17 protein-coding genes are annotated in these 21,801 nt (G+C 70.5%); all 17 read left to right on the plus strand.

The features are described from left to right. Window positions 1-18: 18 nt before the first annotated feature. Window positions 19-570: a NuoB/complex I 20 kDa subunit family protein gene (locus ACWA15_RS03480; RefSeq protein ID WP_464058065.1), complete on the plus strand. Its 552-nt coding sequence runs from the start codon at window positions 19-21 to the stop codon at window positions 568-570. Beyond that, on the plus strand, window positions 567-1,322 hold the full coding sequence (locus ACWA15_RS03485; RefSeq protein ID WP_464058066.1) for an NADH-quinone oxidoreductase subunit C: 756 nt from the start codon (window positions 567-569) through the stop codon (window positions 1,320-1,322). The genes ACWA15_RS03480 and ACWA15_RS03485 overlap by 4 nt, the downstream gene beginning before the upstream one ends. Beyond that, window positions 1,319-2,668, plus strand: coding sequence for an NADH-quinone oxidoreductase subunit D (locus tag ACWA15_RS03490; RefSeq protein WP_464058067.1), 1,350 nt, complete (start codon window positions 1,319-1,321; stop codon window positions 2,666-2,668). The genes ACWA15_RS03485 and ACWA15_RS03490 overlap by 4 nt, the downstream gene beginning before the upstream one ends. After that, the gene (nuoE, locus tag ACWA15_RS03495) at window positions 2,665-3,525 is read left to right on the plus strand and encodes an NADH-quinone oxidoreductase subunit NuoE (RefSeq protein ID WP_464058068.1); all 861 of its coding nucleotides are present in this window, start codon (window positions 2,665-2,667) and stop codon (window positions 3,523-3,525) included. The genes ACWA15_RS03490 and nuoE overlap by 4 nt, the downstream gene beginning before the upstream one ends. After that, window positions 3,522-4,910 carry an NADH-quinone oxidoreductase subunit NuoF gene (gene nuoF, locus ACWA15_RS03500; protein ID WP_464058069.1) on the plus strand — a complete coding sequence of 463 codons (1,389 nt, stop codon included), beginning with the start codon at window positions 3,522-3,524 and terminating at the stop codon, window positions 4,908-4,910. The genes nuoE and nuoF overlap by 4 nt, the downstream gene beginning before the upstream one ends. After that, window positions 4,910-7,618: an NADH-quinone oxidoreductase subunit G gene (locus ACWA15_RS03505; protein ID WP_464058070.1), complete on the plus strand. Its 2,709-nt coding sequence runs from the start codon at window positions 4,910-4,912 to the stop codon at window positions 7,616-7,618. Before nuoF ends, ACWA15_RS03505 begins: the two co-directional genes overlap by 1 nt. Further along, entirely contained in the window at window positions 7,618-8,961 is a 1,344-nt protein-coding gene (gene nuoH, locus ACWA15_RS03510; RefSeq protein WP_464058071.1) for an NADH-quinone oxidoreductase subunit NuoH, read from the plus strand. Before ACWA15_RS03505 ends, nuoH begins: the two co-directional genes overlap by 1 nt. After that, window positions 8,954-9,658 (plus strand): NADH-quinone oxidoreductase subunit NuoI, encoded by a 705-nt coding sequence (gene nuoI, locus ACWA15_RS03515; RefSeq protein WP_464058072.1) that lies wholly within the window; start codon window positions 8,954-8,956, stop codon window positions 9,656-9,658. Before nuoH ends, nuoI begins: the two co-directional genes overlap by 8 nt. Further along, the gene (locus ACWA15_RS03520) at window positions 9,658-10,488 is read left to right on the plus strand and encodes an NADH-quinone oxidoreductase subunit J (protein WP_464058073.1); all 831 of its coding nucleotides are present in this window, start codon (window positions 9,658-9,660) and stop codon (window positions 10,486-10,488) included. The genes nuoI and ACWA15_RS03520 overlap by 1 nt, the downstream gene beginning before the upstream one ends. Window position 10,489: 1 nt before the next feature. Then, on the plus strand, window positions 10,490-10,789 hold the full coding sequence (gene nuoK, locus ACWA15_RS03525; RefSeq protein WP_464058074.1) for an NADH-quinone oxidoreductase subunit NuoK: 300 nt from the start codon (window positions 10,490-10,492) through the stop codon (window positions 10,787-10,789). A 28-nt stretch (window positions 10,790-10,817) separates the two neighbouring features. Then, on the plus strand, window positions 10,818-12,737 hold the full coding sequence (gene nuoL / locus ACWA15_RS03530) for an NADH-quinone oxidoreductase subunit L (protein ID WP_464058075.1): 1,920 nt from the start codon (window positions 10,818-10,820) through the stop codon (window positions 12,735-12,737). Between the two features lie 13 nt (window positions 12,738-12,750). Next, window positions 12,751-14,346, plus strand: a complete 1,596-nt coding sequence (locus ACWA15_RS03535) for an NADH-quinone oxidoreductase subunit M (RefSeq protein WP_464058076.1) — start codon at window positions 12,751-12,753, stop codon at window positions 14,344-14,346. Beyond that, window positions 14,343-16,103, plus strand: coding sequence for an NADH-quinone oxidoreductase subunit NuoN (gene nuoN, locus ACWA15_RS03540; protein ID WP_464058077.1), 1,761 nt, complete (start codon window positions 14,343-14,345; stop codon window positions 16,101-16,103). The genes ACWA15_RS03535 and nuoN overlap by 4 nt, the downstream gene beginning before the upstream one ends. Before the next feature lie 44 nt (window positions 16,104-16,147). Next, complete coding sequence (locus tag ACWA15_RS03545) at window positions 16,148-17,161, plus strand: polyprenyl synthetase family protein (RefSeq protein WP_464058078.1); 1,014 nt, start codon at window positions 16,148-16,150, stop codon at window positions 17,159-17,161. 106 nt (window positions 17,162-17,267) lie between these two features. Next, the gene (locus tag ACWA15_RS03550; protein WP_464058079.1) at window positions 17,268-18,092 is read left to right on the plus strand and encodes a PP2C family protein-serine/threonine phosphatase; all 825 of its coding nucleotides are present in this window, start codon (window positions 17,268-17,270) and stop codon (window positions 18,090-18,092) included. A 55-nt stretch (window positions 18,093-18,147) separates the two neighbouring features. Beyond that, on the plus strand, window positions 18,148-20,076 hold the full coding sequence (locus tag ACWA15_RS03555; protein WP_464058080.1) for an FHA domain-containing protein: 1,929 nt from the start codon (window positions 18,148-18,150) through the stop codon (window positions 20,074-20,076). Beyond that, the gene (locus tag ACWA15_RS03560; protein ID WP_464058081.1) at window positions 20,073-21,776 is read left to right on the plus strand and encodes a serine/threonine-protein kinase; all 1,704 of its coding nucleotides are present in this window, start codon (window positions 20,073-20,075) and stop codon (window positions 21,774-21,776) included. Before ACWA15_RS03555 ends, ACWA15_RS03560 begins: the two co-directional genes overlap by 4 nt. Window positions 21,777-21,801: the final 25 nt, after the last annotated feature.

A 21,801-nucleotide genomic window follows, 5' to 3' on the forward strand; every position in this document is an offset into this window, starting at 1 on the left:
GACGAAAGGGCTTGAGACATGGGGATCGAAGAGGCTCCCTCGGGGTTCCTCCTGACCACGATCGAGGACCTTGCCGGGTACTTCCGCAAGGGTTCGTTGTGGCCGGTGACGTTCGGGCTCGCCTGCTGCGCGATCGAGATGATGGCCGCCGGCGCGAGCCGCTTCGACCTGTCCCGGTTCGGCATGGAGGTGTTCCGCGCCTCCCCGCGCCAGGCCGACCTCATGATCGTCGCCGGCCGGGTCAGCCAGAAGATGGCACCGGTCGTGCGTCAGGTCTACGACCAGATGGCCGAGCCCAAGTGGGTCCTGTCCATGGGTGTGTGCGCCTCGAGCGGCGGGATGTTCAACAACTACGCGATCGTCCAGGGCGTCGACCACATCGTGCCCGTGGACATCTACCTCCCCGGCTGCCCTCCGCGCCCGGAGATGCTCATCAACGCGATCCTCGAGCTGCACAAGCAGATCCAGGACGAGCCGCTCGGCGCCAACCGCAAGGCTGCCGCCCGCGCGGCCGAGGCGGCGGCGCTGGAGGCCACGCCCACCCACCAGATGAAGGGGCTGCTGCGATGAGCGACCTCGACCGCGACGACGTCACTCCCGGCGGCGACGTGCAGGTGCCCGGCCCCGGTCACCGCCAGCCTCTCGAGGTCGTCGGGGTCCGCACCGGGATGTTCGGCGTGCAGGGCTCGGGGGACACCTCCGGGTTCGGCGGCCTGGTCCGCCCGGTCACCATGCCCTACTCGAGCCCGCGTCCCTACGGCGGCTGGTACGACGAGGTCGTCGACGTCCTCGCCGAGGTGCTCGCCGAGGCCGGCGTGAGCTTCGACGCCGCGATCGCCAGCGTGCTCGTCGACCCGCCGTTCGCCACCAGCAAGCACTCCGAGCTGACCCTGCACGTGGTTCCCGAGCACCTGGTGGCCGTGTGCCAGGCGCTGCGCGACGACCAGGACCTGCGCTTCGAGCTGAGCCTGGGCGTCTCCGGGGTGCACTACCCGGGCGACGTGGACCGAGAGCTGCACGCCGTCTACCACCTCACCTCCATCACCCACAGCCGCAGCCTGCGGCTCGAGGTCTCGGTGCCCGACGCCGACCCGCACGTCCCCTCGACCACGACCGTCTACCCGACGAACGACTGGCACGAGCGCGAGACCTGGGACTTCTTCGGCATCATCTTCGACGGTCACCCGGCGCTCGCGCGGATCGAGATGCCCGACGACTGGCCTGGGCACCCCCAGCGCAAGGACTACCCGCTCGGCGGCATCCCCGTGGAGTACAAGGGCGCCACGGTGCCCCCGCCGGACCAGAGGAGGTCGTACTCATGACGCCAGCGCAGGGTCGCCCGCACGCGACCAAGGCACCGCTCGACGACTCCGGCCTGCCGACCTTCGAGGCGTCCGGCGGCGACTGGGACCAGATCGCCGCGGAGATCGCCGAGCTCGGCGAGGAGCGCATCGTCGTCAACATGGGCCCCCAGCACCCGTCCACCCACGGCGTGCTGCGGCTCATGCTCGAGATCGACGGCGAGACGGTCACCGAGGCCCGCTGCGGCATCGGCTACCTGCACACCGGCATCGAGAAGAACATGGAGTTCCGCACCTGGACCCAGGGCGTGACCTTCTGCACCCGGATGGACTACCTCGCCCCCTTCTTTCAGGAGACGGCCTACTGCCTGGCCGTCGAGCGGCTGCTCGGCGTGGCCGACGACGTCCCCGAGCGTGCGCAGGTCATCCGCGTCTTCCTCATGGAGCTCAACCGGATCGCCAGCCACCTCGTGTGCCTGGGCACCGGTGGCAACGAGATGGGCGCGACGACCGTCATGACCATCTCCTTCACCGCCCGCGAAGAGATCCTGCGGATCTTCGAGATGATCACCGGGCTGCGGATGAACCACGCCTTCGTCCGCCCCGGCGGCGTCGCGCAGGACGTCCCGGCCGGCCTGTCGCAGGAGTTCGCGCGGGTCGAGGTCGAGGTCCGCAAGTACCTCAAGCAGCTCTCCGACCTCATGCTCGCCAACCCGATCTTCACCTCGCGGCTCAAGGGCACCGGGCACCTCAGCCTGGCCGGAGCCATGGCCCTCGGCGTCACCGGACCCGTGCTGCGCTCGGCGGGGCTGCCCTACGACGTGCGCAAGGCCAACCCGTACTGCGGGTACGAGACCTACGACTTCGATGTGCCCACCTCGACCGACGCCGACGCGTACTCCCGCGTCGTGCTGCGACTGGAGGAGTGCTACCAGTCCCTGAAGATCGCCGCGCAGTGCATCGAGCGGCTCGAGAAGTCGACCGGTGACCCGGTCATGGTCGCGGACAAAAAGATCGCCTGGCCGGCGCAGCTGGCCATCGGGACCGACGGGATGGGCAACTCCCTCGACCACATCAGGGAGATCATGGGCGAGTCGATGGAAGCCCTGATCCACCACTTCAAGCTGGTCACCGAGGGCTTCCGGGTCCCCACCGGCCAGGTGTTCCAGACCGTGGAGCACCCCCGCGGCGAGCTCGGCGCGCACATCGTGTCCGACGGCGGCACGCGCCCCTACCGGGCGCACTTCCGGGACCCCTCGTTCAACAACCTGCAGGCCGTGGCGCTGATGTGCGAGGGCGGCCAGGTGGCCGACGTCGTCGTGGCCGTGGCATCACTGGACCCAGTTCTTGGAGGCGTGGACCGATGAGCATCGACACCCAGTCGACCGGCGGCCAGCCGGGGGCCCGTCCGGGCTCCGGCTCCGGCTATGACGCGGCCACCTTCGCCCGGCTCGAGGCCGACGCCCAGGCGATCATCGCCCGCTACCCCGAGCCGCGGTCCGCCCTGCTGCCGATGCTGCACCTCGTGCAGTCTGAGGACGGGTTCGTCTCTCGGAATGGCATCGGGTTCTGCGCGCAGGTCCTGTCCATCACGCCCGCGGAGGTCTCCGCCGTCGCGACGTTCTACACCCAGTACAAGCGCCGGCCCAACGGCACGTACACGGTGGGTGTCTGCACCAACACGCTGTGCGCCATCATGGGCGGCGACGAGATCTTCGACGAGCTCTCCGACCACCTGGGCATCGGCAACGACGAGACGACCGACGACGGCGCGATCACCCTCGAGCGCGTCGAGTGCAACGCGGCCTGCGACTACGCACCCGTCGTGATGGTCAACTGGGAGTTCTTCGACAACCAGACCCCGGCCACCGCGACGACCATGGTCGACGACCTGCGCCTCGGCAAGGACGTCGCCCCGAGCCGCGGCGCCCAGTCGGTCTGCTCCTTCAAGGCCATGTCCCGGGTGCTCGCCGGCTTCACCGACGGCCGCGCCGACGAGGGAGTGGGCGCAGGCGCCCCGACCGTCGCCGGGACCGTCCTGGCCCGCGAGAAGGGGTGGGCCGCCCCCACCTCCGCCGCGGCTGCGGCTGCGGCTGCGGCCGAGCCCGCAGCTGAACCCACGACCGCGCCCACGGACTCGACGCCGGCCACCGGCGCCGAGCAGTCCAGTGCGGAACGCCCGCCGATCAGCCCCGCCGACACGAAGCCGGAGGCAGGGCGATGAGCGACCAGCCGACCACCCCGGCCCCGGCACCGGCACCTTCCCCCACCGTGCTCGCCCCCGTGCTGTCAGCGTTCTGGGACGCGGACCGTTCCTGGACGATGGAGACCTACCTGGCCACCGGCGGCTACGAGGGCCTGCGCGCGGCGCTCGCGCAGGCACCGGCCGACGTCGTCCAGACCGTCAAGGACTCCGGCCTGCGCGGTCGCGGCGGCGCAGGCTTCCCGACCGGGATGAAGTGGGGATTCCTGCCCGCCCCTGACGGGGGACCCCGCTACCTTGTCGTCAACGCCGACGAGTCCGAGCCGGGGACCTGCAAGGACATCCCCCTCATGCTCGCGACCCCGCAGGTGCTCCTCGAGGGCGTGATCATCACCTCCTACGCCATCGGCTGCAACCACGCCTTCATCTACGTCCGCGGCGAGGTGCTGCACGTCTACCGCCGGCTGCTGCGGGCGGTCGAGGAGGCCTACGCCTCCGGCTACCTCGGCAAGAACATCCAGGGTTCGGGCTTCGACCTCGACGTCACCGTGCACGCCGGCGCCGGCGCGTACATCTGCGGTGAGGAGACGGCGCTGCTGGACTCCCTCGAGGGCCTGCGCGGTCAGCCGCGGCTCAAGCCGCCGTTCCCCGCCGTCGCCGGGCTCTACGCCCGCCCGACGGTCGTCAACAACGTCGAGTCGGTGGCCTCCGTGCCGGCGATCGTGGCCCGCGGGGCGAAGTGGTTCACCTCGATGGGTACCGAACGCTCGGCCGGGCACGGTCTGTTCTCCCTGTCCGGGCACGTCACCCGGCCCGGGCAGTACGAGGCGCCGCTCGGCATCACGCTGCGCGAGCTGCTCGACATGGCCGGAGGCGTGCGCGGTGGCCGGGAGCTGAAGTTCTGGACCCCCGGCGGGTCCTCGACGCCCATCTTCACCGCCGCCCACCTCGACGTCCCCCTCGACTACGAGTCGGTCGCCAAGGCCGGCTCGATGCTCGGCACCCGTGCCCTGCAGATCTTCGACGAGACCACCTCGGTGGTCCGCGCGGTGACGCGCTGGACGGAGTTCTACGCCCACGAGTCCTGCGGCAAGTGCACCCCCTGCCGCGAGGGCACGTACTGGCTCAAGCAGATCCTGCGACGGATCGAGGCCGGTCAGGGCACCCAGACCGACATCGACACGCTGCTCGACACGTGCGACAACATCCTCGGCCGCGCGTTCTGCGCGCTGGGCGACGGCGCGACGAGCTGCATCACCTCCGCGATCCAGTACTTCCGCGCTGAGTTCGAGGCCGGCATGCACACCCCCGCCAGCGAGCTGTTCCCCCCGGAGCGGTCCGCGCTGTTCGACTACACGCCCAAGCCGCGCGCAGTGCTCGCGGGATCCGGCGCAGGAGGCCACTGATGACCGTCACCGACAACAAGGGCGCTGTCGAGAAGGCACCCGCCGCGGTCCCCGCGCCGTCGGACCTCGTGACCTTCACGATCGACGGGGTGGAGACGGCCGTGCCCAAGGGCACGCTCGTCATCCGCGCCGCCGAGCAGGTCGGCATCCAGATCCCGCGGTTCTGCGACCACCCGCTGCTCGAGCCGGCCGGCGCCTGCCGCCAGTGCCTGGTCGACGTCGCGATGCCCGACCGCGAGGGCAACCTCCGTGCGATGCCCAAGCCGCAGGCCTCCTGCACCCTTGAGGCCTCACCCGGCATGGTCGTCAAGACCCAGCACACCTCCCCGGTCGCCGACAAGGCGCAGAAGGGGGTCATGGAGATGCTGCTCATCAACCACCCCCTCGACTGCCCGGTCTGCGACAAGGGCGGGGAGTGCCCGCTGCAGAACCAGGCGATGAGCAACGGCCGGGCGACCAGCCGTTTCATCGACGTCAAGCGGACCTTCCCCAAGCCGATCTCCATCTCCACGGAGATCCTGCTGGATCGTGAGCGCTGCGTGCTGTGCCAGCGCTGCACCCGCTTCTCCAAGCAGATCGCCGGCGACGCCTTCATCGACCTGCAGAAGCGCGGCGCGCAGCAGCAGATCGGGCGCTTCGACCCGTCGGTCCTCGGCTTCGCCGACTCCTCGATCGACCGGTGGGACGACGTCGACGCCGGCACGGTCGGCGCGGACACCCCGGCGGGCTTCGCCGAGCCGGACGAGTCCGGGCTGCCCTTCGCGTCCTACTTCTCCGGCAACACCGTCCAGATCTGCCCCGTCGGTGCGCTGACCGGTGCGGCCTACCGCTTCCGGTCCCGCCCCTTCGACCTCGTCTCCACCCCGGGCGTCTCCGAGCACGACTCCTCCGGGTCGGCGATCCGGGTGGACCACCGCCGCGGCACGGTCATGCGCCGCCTCGCCGGCGACGACCCGGCCGTCAACGAGGAGTGGATCACCGACAAGGACCGCTTCGCCTTCACCTGGCAGAGCGCGCCGGACCGCCTCACCACCCCGTTGATCCGTGAGCGCGACGAGGGCGGGTTCCGCGGCGAGCTGCGCCCCGCCAGCTGGATGGAGGCCCTCGACGCGGCCGCCGCCGGCCTGCGCGCGGCCCAGACCGCCGACAAGCGCTCCGCCGGGGGCGTGGGTGTGCTCCCCGGAGGCCGCCTGACCATCGAGGACGCCTACGCCTACGCGAAGTTCGCCCGGGTCACCCTGGACACGAACGACGTCGACTACCGCTCCCGCGACCACTCCGCCGAGGAGGAGGCCTTCCTCGCCTCCACGGTCGCCGCGTCCGGCATCGGTGTCACCTTCGCCGACCTCGAGCGGGCCGCCGTCGTGCTGCTCGTGGGTATCGAGGCCGAGGAGGAAGCAGGCGTGGTGTTCCTGCGCCTGCGCAAGGGCGCCCTCGCCCACGGCCTCCGCGCCTACTCGATCGCCCCCTTCGCCACCCGCGGCCTCTCCCGCATCGGAGCCGACGGCGGCACGCTGCTGCGCGCCGCGCCGGGCACCGAGGCTGAGGTGCTCGACGCGATCGGTACCGAGGAGGACCTCGCCCACGTGCGCGTCGCTCTTGAGAACGCTGCAGGTGCTGCAGATGCAGCAAGCACCGGCGCCGGCGGCGCCGTGATCGTCGTCGGCGAACGTCTCGCCGCGGTCCCGGGCGGCTACTCCGCCGCGCTGCGCCTCGCCGAGCGCACCGGAGCCCGCCTGGTCTGGATCCCGCGACGGGCGGGGGAGCGCGGCGCCGTCGAGATGGGCGCGCTCGCCTCCGTGCTGCCGGGCGGACGCCCGGTGGCCGACGCCGCCGCGCGCGTCGACCTGGCCGCCGCGTGGGGAACCCCGACCCTCCCGCAGACCCCGGGCCGGGACGCCGCCGCGATCCTCGCGGCGCTGTCCGCCGGTGAGCTGCGCGCCGTCGTGGTGGGCGGCGTCGAGCTCGCCGACCTGCCCGACCCCCAGGCCGCACGGTCCGCGCTGGAGATGGCCGACTTCGTCGTCTCCCTCGAGGTCCGGGCATCCGACGTGACCGCCCACGCCGACGTCGTGTTCCCGGTCGCACCGCCGGCCGAGAAGGCCGGCGCCTACTGGAACTGGGAGGGTCGCGTGCGGCCCTTCGGCCAGGCCCTGGAGTCCGTGGCCATGGCCGACCACCGTGTCCTGGACGCGATCGCCGACGTCATGGGCGACCGGCTCGGCCTGGGCACTCTCGACGAGGTCCGCTCCGAGATCGAGCAGCTCGGCGCCTGGGACGGCGCCCGCGTGGACGCCCCGGACGTGTCGGCGCACGAACCACCGAGCCCCGTGCCGGGGCAGGCTGTCCTGGCCGGGTGGCGGATGCTGCTCGACTGCGGCCGCGCCCAGGACGGTGAGCTCTTCCTCGCCGGGACGGCCAAGCGGCCGGCCGCGCGGATGTCCGCGGGGACGGCGCGGACGCTGCGCACCGCCGGTGACGGCGCGAGCGACACCGCCGGCGACGTCACCGTCACCACGCCGCAGGGCTCTATCACGCTCCCTGTGGTGATCACGGACATGCCCGACCACGTCGTCTGGCTGCCCCTCAACTCTCCCGGCTCGCAGGTGCACCGCACCCTGGGAGTGGGCCCAGGTGCCATCGTCGAGGTCTCCCGCCCGGCCGTCGGCCGCACCGGATCTCTGAACGCCGAAGGGCAGGACGCGTGATGGTCGACTTCTCCAACGACACCTTCTGGACGTATCTCGTCAAGGCCGTGCTCATCATCGTCTTCCTGCTCACCAGCGTGCTGCTGGCGATCTGGTTCGAGCGCAAGGTCGTGGCCCGCATGCAGGTGCGCCCCGGCCCCAACGTGCACGGCCCCTTCGGGCTCCTGCAGTCCCTCGCCGACGCCATGAAGCTGCTGCTCAAGGAAGACATCACGGTCAAGGCGGCGGACAAGTTCGTCTACCTCATCGCCCCGATGATCGCGGTGTTCTGCTCCCTGCTGACCTTCGCGGTGATCCCCTTCGGCCCGCAGGTGCGGATCCCGTTCACCGACATCACCACCCCGGCCCAGCTGACCGACTTCCCGGTCGCGGTCCTGTACATCCTGGCCTGCGCCTCGGTCGGGGTGTACGGCATCATCCTCGGCGGCTGGGCGTCCGGCTCCACGTACCCGCTGCTCGGCGCCGTGCGCTCGACCGCCCAGGTGATCAGCTACGAGCTCGCCATGGGTCTGTCCCTGGTGAGCGTGTTCATCGTGGTCGGGTCGATGTCCACGGGTGCGATCGTCGACGGCCAGACGGACTACTGGCTGATCCTGCCGCTCTTCCCGGCCTTCGTCATCTACGTCATCTCCATGGTCGGGGAGACCAACCGGCTGCCCTTCGACCTCCCCGAGGCCGAGGGAGAGCTCGTCTCGGGCTACATGACCGAGTACTCCTCGATGAAGTTCGCGTGGTTCTTCCTCGCCGAGTACATCAACATGATCAACGTCTCGGCGGTCGCCACGACCCTGTTCCTGGGCGGCTGGCGGGCACCGTTCCCGATCTCGGCGATCAACGACGGCATGTTCAACGAGGGCTGGTGGCCCGTCGCCTGGTTCCTGGTGAAGATGTGGATGTTCATGTTCCTCTTCGTCTGGATCCGTGGGACGGTCCTGCGTCTGCGCTACGACCAGTTCATGCGCTTCGGCTGGAAGGTCCTCATCCCCTTCGCCCTCGGGTGGATCGTCTGCGTGTCCGTGATCCGCGGCCTGCGCGAGTTCCACGACATCAACCTGCAGACGGTCGGGGTGGTCATCTTCGCGGTGGCTCTCGTGGTCATCGTGGTGCTCCAGTTCATGCCCGAGAGAGCCCCGGTCGCCGGGGACGCCTCCGGGCCGGGCGGGGCTGCGGCCGGCGAGTTCGACGCCTTCGCCGGCGGGTACCCCGTGCCGCCGCTGCCCGGACAGAAGCTCCCCGCCTCACCGCGGGCCGAACGCCGGGCCCGCGCCGCGATCGGCGCACCCACCCGCTCGACCACCACGACCACCACCGCGCCCACCGGGAAGGACGACGACGATGAGTGACCACCTCAGCCCGGACGAGCCGTACGAGTCGCTCATCGCGCAGCCGACCGGGATCGGCGAGATCCTCGCGCCCATCGCGGGCTTCGGGGTGACCTTCTCCTCGATGTTCCGGCCCACCGTGACCGAGCAGTACCCCTTCGAGAAGGTGCCGACCAAGCCCCGCTACCACGGGCGCCACCAGCTCAACCGGTACGCCGACGGGCTCGAGAAGTGCATCGGCTGCGAGCTGTGCGCCTGGGCCTGCCCCGCGGACGCCATCTACGTCGAGGGCGCCAGCAACGCCGACCTGCCCGACGGCGCGCACCGCTCGCCGGGGGAGCGCTACGGCAGCGTCTACCAGATCAACTACCTGCGCTGCATCTTCTGCGGGCTGTGCATCGAGGCGTGCCCGACCCGCGCGCTGACCATGACGAACGAGTACGAGCTCGCCGGTCCCACCCGGGCCGGGCTCATCTGGGAGAAGGAGGACCTCTTGGCCCCGCTGCGTGAGGGCATGCTCGCCGCCCCGCACCCGATGGTCCCCGGCACCCAGGACACCCAGTACTACCGCGGTGAGGTGACCGGTCCGGTCGCCGAGCAGGTCGCCTGGGTCGCCGAGCACCGCCCCGACGACCCGACCCTCGCCTCGGCGCAGGCCGCCGTGACGCGTTCGGCGTCGGCATCCTCCGCGACGCCGTCGACCGGGACGGTGCGCTGATGGCGAGCGGCAGCGAGGCGATCCTCTTCTGGTGCATCGCCCCCCTCATGGTGCTCGCAGCCCTGGGTCTGATCTTCGCCCGCAAGGCCGTCCACGCGACCTTGTGCGTCGTCTTCGTCATGATCTCCCTGGCAGTGCTCTACGTCGCGCAGGAGGCCCCGTTCCTGGGGATCGTGCAGATCGTCGTGTACACCGGTGCGGTCATGATGCTCTTCCTCTTCGTCATCATGCTCGTGGGCGTGGACTCCTCGGACTCCCTCGTGGAGACGATCAAGGGCCAGCGCCTCGCGGGCTGGCTCTGCGGCCTGGGGCTGGGAGCGATCCTGGTGGGCGTCATCACCCGGGTCACCTTCCCCGACGGAGTCGGGCTCGTGGCGGCCAACGAGGAGACCAACCCCGTCGGCCTGGCCCGGATCCTCTTCTCCGACTTCGTCTTCGACCTCGAGATCGTCGGCATCCTGCTGGTCACCGCGGCGATCGCGGCGCTCACCCTGACCCACAAGGCGCGCCTCACCCCGCGCGTGGGGCAGAAGGAGATGGCCGACGCCCGTGTCGCGGGCGGCAAGTCGCTCGTCCCGCTCCCGGCGCCGGGTGTCTACGCCCAGCGCAACGCGATGGACGTCCCGGCCCTCGACCCGCACGGACGTCCCATCGAGGCCTCGGTCTCGCGGGTGCTGCGGGTGCGCGGTCAGGAACGTGACGCCCCGCTGGCGAACGAGCTGAACATCCTCACCGAGCTCAAGAAGAGCTCGCAGACCCCCACCGGCCCCGAACGGGCCGCGGTAGAACCTGATGCCGGGGCACCCGCCGAGACCGAGGAGGAGCACTGAGATGGAGCTCACCAACTACCTGGTCCTGTCGGCGATCCTCTTCTCGATCGGCGCCGCGACCGTCCTGCTGAGGCGGAACGCGATCATCGTGTTCATGGGCATCGAGCTCATGCTCAACGCCGCGAACCTCACCTTCGTGACCTTCGCCCGGATGCACGGGGACCTCACCGGTCAGGTCATCGCCTTCTTCGTGATGGTCGTGGCCGCCGCCGAGGTCGTCGTCGGGCTCGCCATCATCGTGTCCATCTTCCGAAGCCGCAGGTCCGCGTCGGTCGACGACGCCAACCTGCTGAAGAACTGACGGGGGAACGGTCAGATTGGACACCTCAATGATCGATGCTGCCTGGTTGCTCATCGCCATCCCGCTCGTGGGGGCCGCGGTGCTCTTGCTCGCCGGTCGCCGCGCCAACTCCTGGGGCCACTGGGTCGGCGTCGCCGCCTCCGCGGCGAGCTTCGTCGTCGCCGCGCTCATCCTCGTCGCGCTCCTGGGACGTGAGGCGAGCGACCGTGTGGTCGACGTCCACCTCTTCGACTGGCTCGACGCCGGCCCGCTCAACGTCGAGGCCGGTCTGCGGATCGACCCGCTGAGCCTGACCTTCGTGCTGCTCGTGACCTTCGTGGGCACCCTCATCCACGTCTACTCGGTCGCCTACATGGAGCACGACGCCGACCGGCGCCGGTTCTTCGGCTACCTCAACCTCTTCGTCGCAGCCATGCTGCTGCTCGTCCTCGCGGACTCCTACCTGCTGCTGTTCGTCGGCTGGGAAGGTGTGGGCCTGGCGTCCTACCTGCTCATCGGGTTCTGGAACCACGTGCCGGCGAACGCGACCGCCGCGAAGAAGGCGTTCATCGTCAACCGCGTGGCCGACGTGGGCATGATCGTCGCGCTCATGCTCATGTTCGACACCTTTGGGGCGCTCGACTTCGCGACCGTCCTGAGCGGCGCGGGCACCCTCGACGACGAGGGCAAGCTCACCGCGATCGCCCTCATGCTCCTCGTGGCGGCCTGCGGCAAGAGCGCCCAGTTCCCGCTGCAGTCCTGGCTCGGGGACGCGATGGCCGGCCCCACGCCGGTCTCCGCGCTCATCCACGCCGCGACCATGGTCACCGCGGGTGTCTACCTCGTGGTCCGCTCCGGCCCGATCTTCACCCAGGCGCCGGACGCGCTGCTCGTGACGGCGATCGTCGGTGCGATCACGCTGCTCTTCGGGGCGATCGTCGGTTGCGCCAAGGACGACATCAAGAAGGCCCTCGCGGCCTCCACGATGTCCCAGATCGGCTACATGATGCTCGCCGCGGGCCTGGGCCCGATCGGCTACGCCTTCGCGATCTTCCACCTGCTCACCCACGGCTTCTTCAAGGCCGGCATGTTCCTCGGCGCCGGCTCGGTCATGCACGGCATGGACGACACCGTGAACATGCGCGGCTTCGGTGCGCTGTCGAAGTTCATGAAGGTCACCTGGATCACCTTCGGCTTCGGCTGGCTCGCGATCCTCGGCATCCCGCCGTTCTCGGGCTTCTGGAGCAAGGACAAGATCATCGAGTCCGCCTTCGCCGCCGACGGCGGCCACGGCTGGCAGCCCTGGGTCTTCGGCACCGTGGCCCTCGTGGGAGCCGGGATCACCGCCTTCTACATGTCACGGCTGTTCTTCATGACCTTCCACGGCGACAAGCGGTGGGCGAGCGAGCTCTCCGACGGCTCCGAGCTGCCGGTGCGCCACCCCCACGAGTCACCGGCCCTGATGACCTGGCCGATGATCATCCTCGCGGTCGGCTCCGCCGGCCTCGGCGGGGTGCTCGCGATCGGTGGCGGGTTCACCACCTGGCTCGAGCCGGTCACCGGCCCGGTCGCCCACCACGAACCGGTCCTGCCCATCCCGGTGATCATGGTCTCCACGATCGTGCTCGTGCTGGTCGGGGCGTTCCTCGCCTGGCGTCAGTACGCGGCCTCGGCGGTCCCCGTCGTGGCTCCGGTCGGCTCCGCCCTCACCCGGGCGGCGCGCGTGGACCTCTACCAGGACGCGGTCAACGAGAACCTCCTCATGCGCCCGGGGCAGTACCTCACCCGGTCGCTGGTCTACACCGACAAGAAGGTGGTCGACGGCGGGTTCATGGGCCTGGCCGGTGCGCTGGCCGTGATCGGCTCGGGTGTGAAGCGGATGCAGAACGGATTCGTGCGGTCCTATGCCGCCATGATGCTTGCGGGGTTCCTTGTGCTGGTTGTCGTCGTCCTTTTCGTGTGGAACTGAGAGGGGCGCCCTGATGACTATCGATCCGAACATCCCATGGCTCACTGTCCTCGTCGTCGTGCCGCTGATCGGTGCGCTCGTGCTCTGGGCCCTGCCCAGCAGCCGGCTCACCCTGGCCCGTCCGGTGGCGCTCGGCGTCTCCCTCGTCGAGCTCGTGCTGCTCGCGGTGACGATCGGCGCCTTCGACGTCGCCGACTCCGGTACCCACCAGCTCACCGAGCTGTACGAGTGGATCCCGCAGATCGGGGCGAGCTACGCGCTCGGCGTCGACGGCGTGGGCCTGCTGCTCGTCGCGCTCTCGGTGCTCCTCGTCCCCCTCGTCGTCGGCGCTGCCTGGCGCGAGCAGGGCGGGGCCGACGCCGAGCCCGGCTCGGCCGCGGCACTGGCCGGCGCGCGCCGGCTGCGGCACTACCTCGCGCTCGTGCTGCTGCTCGAGGTGTTCATGGTGCTCATCTTCGCCGCCCGCGACGTCTTCCTGTTCTACGTCGTCTTCGAGGCCATGCTCATCCCGGTCTACTTCATGATCGGCGGATTCGGCGAGGGTGCCCGCCGCCGGTACGCGGCGATCAAGTTCCTCATCTTCTCCCTCGCCGGTGGCCTCGTCATGCTCGTCGCGGTCATCGCGCTGTACGTGCAGGGCCCGGGCGGGGTGGACGGCTTCCTCACCGAGAACCTCACCGGCCTGGCCATGGCCCCGGCCACCGAGCGCCTGCTGTTCCTGGGCTTCTTCCTCGCCTTCGCGATCAAGGCCCCGATGTTCCCGGTGCACTCCTGGCTGCCCGACGCCGCCGAGCACGCCCCGGCGGGGACGTCCGTGCTGCTCGTGGGGGTCCTCGACAAGGTCGGCACCTTCGGGATGCTCACCCTGTGCCTGCCGCTGTTCCCGAGCGCCTCGCGCTGGGCGGCGCCGGTCGTCATCGTGCTCGCGGTCGTCTCGATCCTCTACGGGGCGCTGCTCGCGCTCGGTCAGCAGGACCTCATGCGACTCATCGCGTACACGTCGGTGTCCCACTTCGGCGTGATCATCCTCGGCATCTTCGCCTTCACCGAGGTGAGCGTGGCCGGGTCGTCGTTCTACATGTTCAACCACGGGATCTCCACCGGGCTGCTGTTCCTGCTCGCCGGGTTCATCATCGTCCGGTCCCCGTCGCGCCGGTCCCGGACCATCGCCGACTTCGGGGGACTGGCCAAGGTCACCCCGATCCTGGCCGGCACCTTCCTCGTGGCGGGTCTGTCCGCGCTGTCCCTGCCCGGGCTGTCCCCGTTCATCTCCGAGATCATGGTCTTCATCGGGACCTTCCAGACCAACCCGGTGGCGGCGATCGTCTCCGCCGTCGTCGTCATCCTCGCTGCGCTCTACATCCTGGTCACCTACCAGCGGATCTTCACCGGCCCCGTGCCAGGAGAGCTCGCGACGACGCCGGACCTGTCCGGACGGGAGAAGTGGGTCGTCGCCCCGCTCATCGCCGTGCTGCTGATCTTCGGCTTCTACCCCGCGCCCGCCCTGGACCTGGTCCGGGACCCCGCAGCGGTCACGGTGGTCGGCGTCGCCGGCGGCGACAGCGCCGCACACACCTCTGACGAGTCAACCGACGGGAGCGACTCATGATCGCCCAGGCATCACTGACGGCCGCGGCACCGGGAGCGTTCGTCGCTCCCGAGGTGGCGTGGTTCGCGCTCACCCCGCTCATCATCGTCATCAGCGCGGGCGTGCTCGGCGTGCTCGTGGAGTCCTTCGTGCCCGCGGCCCGCCGCCGCACGGTCCAGGTCGCCATGTCCATGCTCGCGCTGGCCGCGGCCTTCGCCGTGATCGTCTGGCAGGGCGTGAGCTGGTTCAGCGAGAGCGGCACGGGCGGGGTGATGGTCTTCGGCGGGGTGCTCCAGCTCGACGGCGTGGCGCTGCTCTTCCAGGGCACGATCGTCCTGATGGCGTTCTTCGCCCTGGCCGTGGTCGTCGACCGCACCTCGGCGAAGCAGGACGCGTTCTCCCCGAGCGCGGCCTCCATCCCCGGCTCGGAGTACGAGGAGCTGGCCCGGCGTCTCGGGCTGGTCCAGACCGAGGTTTACCCGCTGCTCATGTTCGCGATCGGCGGGATGATGATCTTCCCCGCCGCCGGCGACCTGCTGACGATGTTCATCGCCCTGGAGGTGCTCTCTCTGCCGCTGTACGTCCTGTCCGGGATGGCGCGGCGCCGGCGGCTGCTCTCGCAGGAGGCCTCGTTCAAGTACTTCGTGCTCGGTGCGTTCGCCTCGGCCGTGTTCCTCTTCGGTGCCGCCCTGCTCTACGGGTACTCCGGGTCGGTCAAGATCTCCGCGATCGGGACGATGTCCGAGACGGTGGTCGGGGGAGGGACCCCGGAGAACTGGGAGCTGCTCTGGCTCGTGGGAATCCTCATGGTCATCGCGGGCTTGCTGTTCAAGGTCGGTGCCGTGCCCTTCCAGGCCTGGACCCCGGACGTCTACCAGGGCGCGCCCACCCCGATCACCGGGTTCATGGCCGCCTGCACCAAGATTGCTGCCTTCGGGGCGCTGCTGCGCCTCATCTACACCGGCGGCTTCACGGGCACGATCGACATGCTCGAGGCGGTCAAGGTCACCCTGTGGGTCGTGGCGATCGCCACCATGGTCGTGGGAACCGTCGTCGGTGCCACCCAGACGGACATCAAGCGCATGCTCGGGTACTCCTCGATCGCCCACGCCGGCTTCGTGCTGGTGGGCATCTTGTCCTTCAACGGCGCGGGCATCAAGGCCATCATCTTCTACCTGCTCGCCTACGGCGTGGCGACCGTCGGGGCCTTCGCGGTGATCACCCTGGTCCGGGAGACCGGACCCGGCGGCGAGGTGCTCGGCGAGGCCACCCACCTGGGCCAGTGGGCCGGCCTCGGCAAGCGCAGCCCGTGGCTCGCCGGGTGCTTCTCGATCTTCCTGCTCTCCTTCGCGGGGATCCCGCTCACGGCCGGGTTCATCGCGAAGTTCACCGCCTTCAGCGCCGCGGTCGAGGGTAACGAGGTGCTCGGGACCGCCACGGTGCTCGCCGTGGTCGGTGTGCTCGGCTCGGCGGTCGCGGTGTTCTTCTACATCCGCGTCATCGTCATCATGTTCTTCACGTCCCCGGCCGAGCCGGTGGGCGGCGAGTCCGCCGACGTCGTGGTTCCCGAGCCGGTCCTGGTCGGCGCGGAGCAGGTCGGCGCCAACCCGGCGCACACGTCGGTGGTCGTGGCCACCGGGGCACCGGCGGTCGTCGTGGTCCGGTCCGAGGGGCCGAGCGCCGTGACCATCACGGTGATGGCCGTGGCGGTCCTCGCACTCGGGATCTTCCCGTCGCCTGTGCTCGACCTCATCGCCCGGATGACGGGCATCAGCTGAGTGTCAGTGCACGATGTGGTCCGCGCACCGGCTAAGTTCTACCTGTGACTACTGCTTCGATCGGGCTGCCGCTCCCCGACCCCGCCCTCGCCGAGAGGCTCACCGCCCGGCTGGCGCTGGTCGAGGAGCGTCTGCGCGACTCCGTGACCCACACCGACCAGCTGGCGGACACGGCCTCGCGCCACCTCGTCAACGCGGGAGGCAAGCGGTTGCGTCCGATGCTCACCCTGCTCGCCGCCGAGCTGGGTGAGGGGAACCGCCCGGAGGTCATCGACGCGGCGGTGGTGGTCGAGCTGACGCACCTGGCGACGCTCTACCACGACGACGTCATGGACTCCGCCCCGCTGCGCCGCGGGGCGCCGTCGGCCCACGAGGTGTGGGGCAACTCCGTCGCCATCCTCACCGGCGACCTGCTCTTCGCCCGGGCCTCGCGCACCGTGGCCGGGCTGGGGCCGGAGGCGGTGCGCTGGCAGGCCGAGACCTTCGAGCGGCTGTGCCTGGGCCAGCTCCACGAGACCGTCGGTCCCACGCCGCAGGACGACCCGATCCAGCACTACATCCAGGTGCTCTCGGACAAGACCGCCTCGCTCATCGCGACCTCGGCCCGGTTCGGCGCGAAGTTCGCCGGCTGCCGCCCCGAGGTGGTGGACATCGTCGCGAGCTACGGCGAGAAGCTCGGTGTCGCCTTCCAGCTGGCCGACGACGTCATCGACCTCACCTCCGACGGTTTGCTCACCGGGAAGACCCCCGGCACGGACCTCCGCGAGAAGGTCCCCACGATGCCCGTCCTCCTGCTTCGCGGACGCGTGGCTGAGGCGACCAACCCCCTCCCGGGCGACCTGGCGATCCTCGCCCTCCTCGACGGTGACCTGGCCTCGGACGCAGCCCTCGAGGCCGCTGTCGGTGCTCTGCGCTCCCACGACGTGGTCGCCGAGACCCGCGCCCAGTCGGTCGCGTGGGCCAAGGGCGCCATCGCGGAGCTCGCCCCGCTGCCCGAGGGTGCGGTCAAGGATGCGCTCGTCTCCTTCGCCGAGTCCCTCGTCGACCGGACCTCCTGAGAGGTCCCGCTCCTCGCGCTGGGGACTTGTCCCCATCGCAGCCGCGCCGTCAGGCGGCTAGCGTCTGAGTGCAACTACTCGGCAGAAGAGGCAGGTGGACGGGCGCGTGGACCAGCGACTTCCCCTCCCCACCCTCCGCTGGGGCGCCACGACGCACGCCGGACGCCGACGCAGCGTCAACGAGGACGCCTTCCACGCCGAGCGTGGGGTCTACTTCGTCGCCGACGGGATGGGCGGCCACGACGCCGGTGCCCGGGCCAGCGCGACCGCGGTCGCCGTCCTGTGCTCCATCGGCGAGGCCGAGAACGCCTCCGAGGACGATCTTCATGCAGTGGTCAGCGACGCCCACCGCGCGGTGTCGCGGATCACGACCCAGCCCGGGCGGAACGCCGGCACGACCATGTCGGGCGCGGTCGTCGTCCGGCGCGGCGGCGAGCTGAGCTGGCTCATCGCGAACGTCGGCGACTCCCGCACGTACCGATACTTCGAGGGTGAGCTGGCCCAGGTCACCACGGACCACTCCCTCGTGCAGGAGCTGCTCACCGCCGGCGAGGTCTCCCCGGAGGAGGCGCGGACCTACGCGCGCCGGCATGTCATCACCCGGGCGCTGGGTGGGCTGGTCGAGCCTGAGCCTGACTGCTGGTACCTGCCGATCGTCCCCGGGGAGCGCCTGCTGATCTGCTCCGACGGGCTCACCGAGGAGGTCTCCTCCGAGGTGATCGCGCACGTCCTGCGGGACCAGCCCCATCCCCAGCTGGCCGCCGACCAGCTGGTCAACAGCGCGCTGCTGGCCGGGGGGCGGGACAACATCACCGTGCTCGTCGTCGACGTGGCGCGCCCGCCCGGCGTCGCGGGGAGCGCGACCGGGATGCGTGCGGCTGCTGGGAAGATGGTCCACGGGCGTGAGGACAGTTCCGCTCGCACCGCATAGTCGGTAGTGTCCGGTGCGAGAGTGCGACGACCGCCCCCAGCAGATTGAGGTAGAGATGTCGATTCACTATGCGCCTGGACCGGCATTCGCCCTGGTGCGGCCCGGTCTTGTCGTCATGGTCGACGAGTCTGTGGGCACCGAGGCCGTCGCAGCGCTGTGGACCGCGATCGAGTCGGGCGGCAGCGGTCGCGATCTCGCCACGCTCCTCGACACGGTGACCGGGGTCCTCGACCCCACCTGGCGCGCGCTGCCCTCCTTCGTCATCGCGCTGGTCGACGGCGGTGGCGAGGCGGACGGCCGGCGGGAGACCTGCTCGGCCCAGGTCGCGGTGCGCGGCGCCTTCAGTGCCATCGTGACCACCCCGGAGGTGACCGAGCTGGTGAGCGGCCCCCAGGTGACCACCTGGGTCGACAAGCACGTCGACGACGTCACGCGCCTCGAGCTGATCGCCTCGACCGCGGTCGAGGCCGACGTTCCGCTGCTGAGTATCACCGACGGAGTCGTGCAGGTGGACCGGCTGCGGTGGACGGTGCAGGACGCCGTCGGAGTCGACGCGCTCGACGTGGTCGACGTGGTTGACGAGAGCGTGGTCGCGGACGCGATCGTCGCGGAGCTCGACGAGATCGACGAGATGGCCGACGAACCTGGACCGGGTGCCGAGGATGCGCTCGTCGGCGCCGTCGGCGCGGACGACCCACGCACGGACGGCCCACGCACGGACGACCTGCTCGCGGACGACCTTGCGGTCGACGATCTGGCAGCTGACGACCTCGCTGTTGACGACCTTGCTGTTGACGACCTGGCTGCGGACACCGACGACAAGCCCTCGGAGCACCAGCTCAGCCTCGCCCAGCAGACCGAGTCTGAGTTCTCCAGAACCCTTGCCGGGGTCCCCGAGGAGTGGGAGGCGGAGCGCGCCGGGACCACCACGGACGAGCCGACCCCCGCAGTCATCTCGGAGCCCGTGGCCGCAGGCATCCCGGCCGGCGCCGTGGCACAGCTCGCAGCTGTCACCGTCGGAGCGGCTCAGGTCGCCTCGGCGGGTGTCCTGGTGGTCGACGACGCCGAGGCTGATGTCCCCGAGGTCGACGACGACGAGAACGACTTCACCGTGGTCCACGGGCTCACCGGGCACGGTGCGGCAGGGGACAGGGGAGTGGTCGACGCAGAAGCCGACGCAGCGGCCGAGGCCGCAGCGACCCCAGCGGCCGCCGAGGGTGAGGCCGACGACGACTTCGACGACTTCGACGACAGCACGCTGTTCGCAGCCGCCGTCGCCCGGGTCAAGAGCTCGATCCCGCCACCCCCGCCGCCGCCTCCCTCCGCACCCACGACGAGCGGATTCGGAGCCCTGCCTCCGGTGCCGCCTCCGCCGCCCGTCGACGAGGCACCCGCCACCCCGCAGCACGCAGCGCCTCAGCCCGTCACGCCGCAGCCCACGCCGCAGCCCACGCCGCAGCCCACCCCGCAGCCCGTCGCACCCGAGCCGGCGCAGCCGGCCACGGAGCAGTTCCGGGACCCGCGCGGGACCGAGATCCTCGCGCGGTCCTGCTTCTTCGGGCACCCCAACCCCCCGGTGCGGATGACCTGCGCGCAGTGCGGGGGCGGTCTGAGCCCCAACGCCCAGCTCGTCGAACGCCCTTCGCTGGGCTGGGTCGACGTCTCGACGGGGGAGCGGGTCGAGCTCAGCGTGCCGATCGTCGTCGGCAGGTTCCCGCAGGCCCAGACGACGGGCTCGCCGGTCTCCCAGCGCCTCGTCTCCGTCCCCAGCCCGAGCCAGGACATCTCTCGGTCCCACCTGGAGATCCGCCTCGAGGGGTGGCACGTGCTGCTCGTCGACCTGGAGACCGTCAACGGCACCACCCTGCTGCGCGCCGGGCAGGCACCGCGCCGTCTGCACCCCCTGGAACCCACCCTTGTGGCCGAGGGTGACGTCGTCGACCTCGGCGACGGCATCCAGCTGGCCTTCCACGGGCTGGCATGAGCAGCCGACGACCTCCCTCGCTCCCCCCCGAGATCAGCGGGTACTCCTACCTGCGCCTGATCGGCTCGGGCGGCTTCGCCGACGTCTTCCTCTACCAGGAGTTCCGACCCCGCCGCCAGGTCGCCATCAAGGTGCTGCTCCCGCAGTGGTCCGAGGGTGCGAGCCGGGAGGCCTTCGCGGCCGAGGCGGACCTGATGGCCACGGTCTCCAGCCACCCCTCGATCGTGACCATCTTCGACTCCGACGTCACCGAGGACGGCCGGCTCTTCCTCACGATGGAGTACTGCTCGCGGCCCAACCTGTCCACGCGGTACAAGAAGGAACGCCTGGGCGTCGCCGAGACGCTGCGGATCGGCATCCAGATCGCCGGGGCGGTGGAGACCGCGCACCGCAGCGGGATCGTGCACCGCGACATCAAGCCCGCCAACATCCTCGTCACCGACTACGGGCACCCGGCCCTGACCGACTTCGGCATCTCGGCGACCATCGAGCAGAGCGAGGCCGGGGCCGACGGCATGTCCGTGCCCTGGTCACCTCCGGAGAACCTGACGGCGACCCCGCGCAGCGGCGTGACCAGCGACGTCTGGTCCCTCGCGGCCACGATGTACACGCTGCTGTCGGGACGCTCGCCCTTCGAGGTGGCGGGCGGGGTGAACTCCCAGCGCGCGCTGATCGAACGCATCATGAGCGAGCCGCTGCCCCCGCTCGATCGCAGCGACGTGCCGGCCTCCTTCGAGCAGGTGCTCGCCGGGGCGATGGCCAAGGACCCCCACCAGCGCTACCCGAGCATGCTCGACCTGGGCCGGGCCCTGCAGAAGGTGCAGATGGTCCTCAACCTCGCAGTGACCCCGATCGACATCATCAACGACTCCCAGGCGACCGCCGAGACGTCCGACGACGCCGAGACCGGCACCGAGACCGGCACCGACTCCGCAGGCCACGCCGACGATGACGAGGTCGACGGTGGGACGAGGATCCGGATCGCGAGCGACCGGTTCCACCCCGGGTACGGCGTCGCCCACGCATCGGCGCCCCGCCGTGGGCTGCCGGTCCTCACGGCGCCTGCCGACTCGGTCTCGGGGATCGGTTCCGACTCGACGTCGATGAGCTACGGCTCGCTCCGCGGTGCACCGTACGTGCCCCCGCGCGCAGGGCCCGTGCCACCTGCGCCGACTGCGCCGTCTGAGCCGCTGGCGACGGTCCGTCCGGTGCCGCCGGCCCCGCTACCGGCTGCGCCGACCGGCACTGTCCCCCACGTGACCCACGTGACCCCGGCGACCAGGCCCGCTGCGGCGTCGGGCACGACGAGCCGGAGCCGACGGCGCCCGCTCGCCGTGGTCGTCACGCTCGCGCTGGCCCTCGGGGTGACCGGGGCGGTCGTCATCTACGACCGGCTGGTCGTGACGACCACGGAGCTGAGCGCCTCGCAGGTGCCCCAGGCCGTCGACGTCACCGCGACGCCGACCGCCGACGGGAGCGCCGCGACGTTCTCCTGGGTCAATCCCGACCCCCGCGACGGCGACGTCTACGCCTACCGGGCCGTGGAGGCGAGCGAGGACGCCGGGGAGGGCCCGTTCCGCAAGACCAGCCTGCTCAACGTGTCGGTCAACACCTTCAACGACAAGGACCCCTGCATCGAGGTGGTCGTGGTCCGCGACGGCAGGATCTCCGGAGAAACCACCCGGGCCTGCCTCGGATGACGCGGTTCGTTCGATACAGTTTCCG

The sequence above is a fragment of the Sanguibacter sp. TS_SC_8 genome, assembly GCF_055361235.1.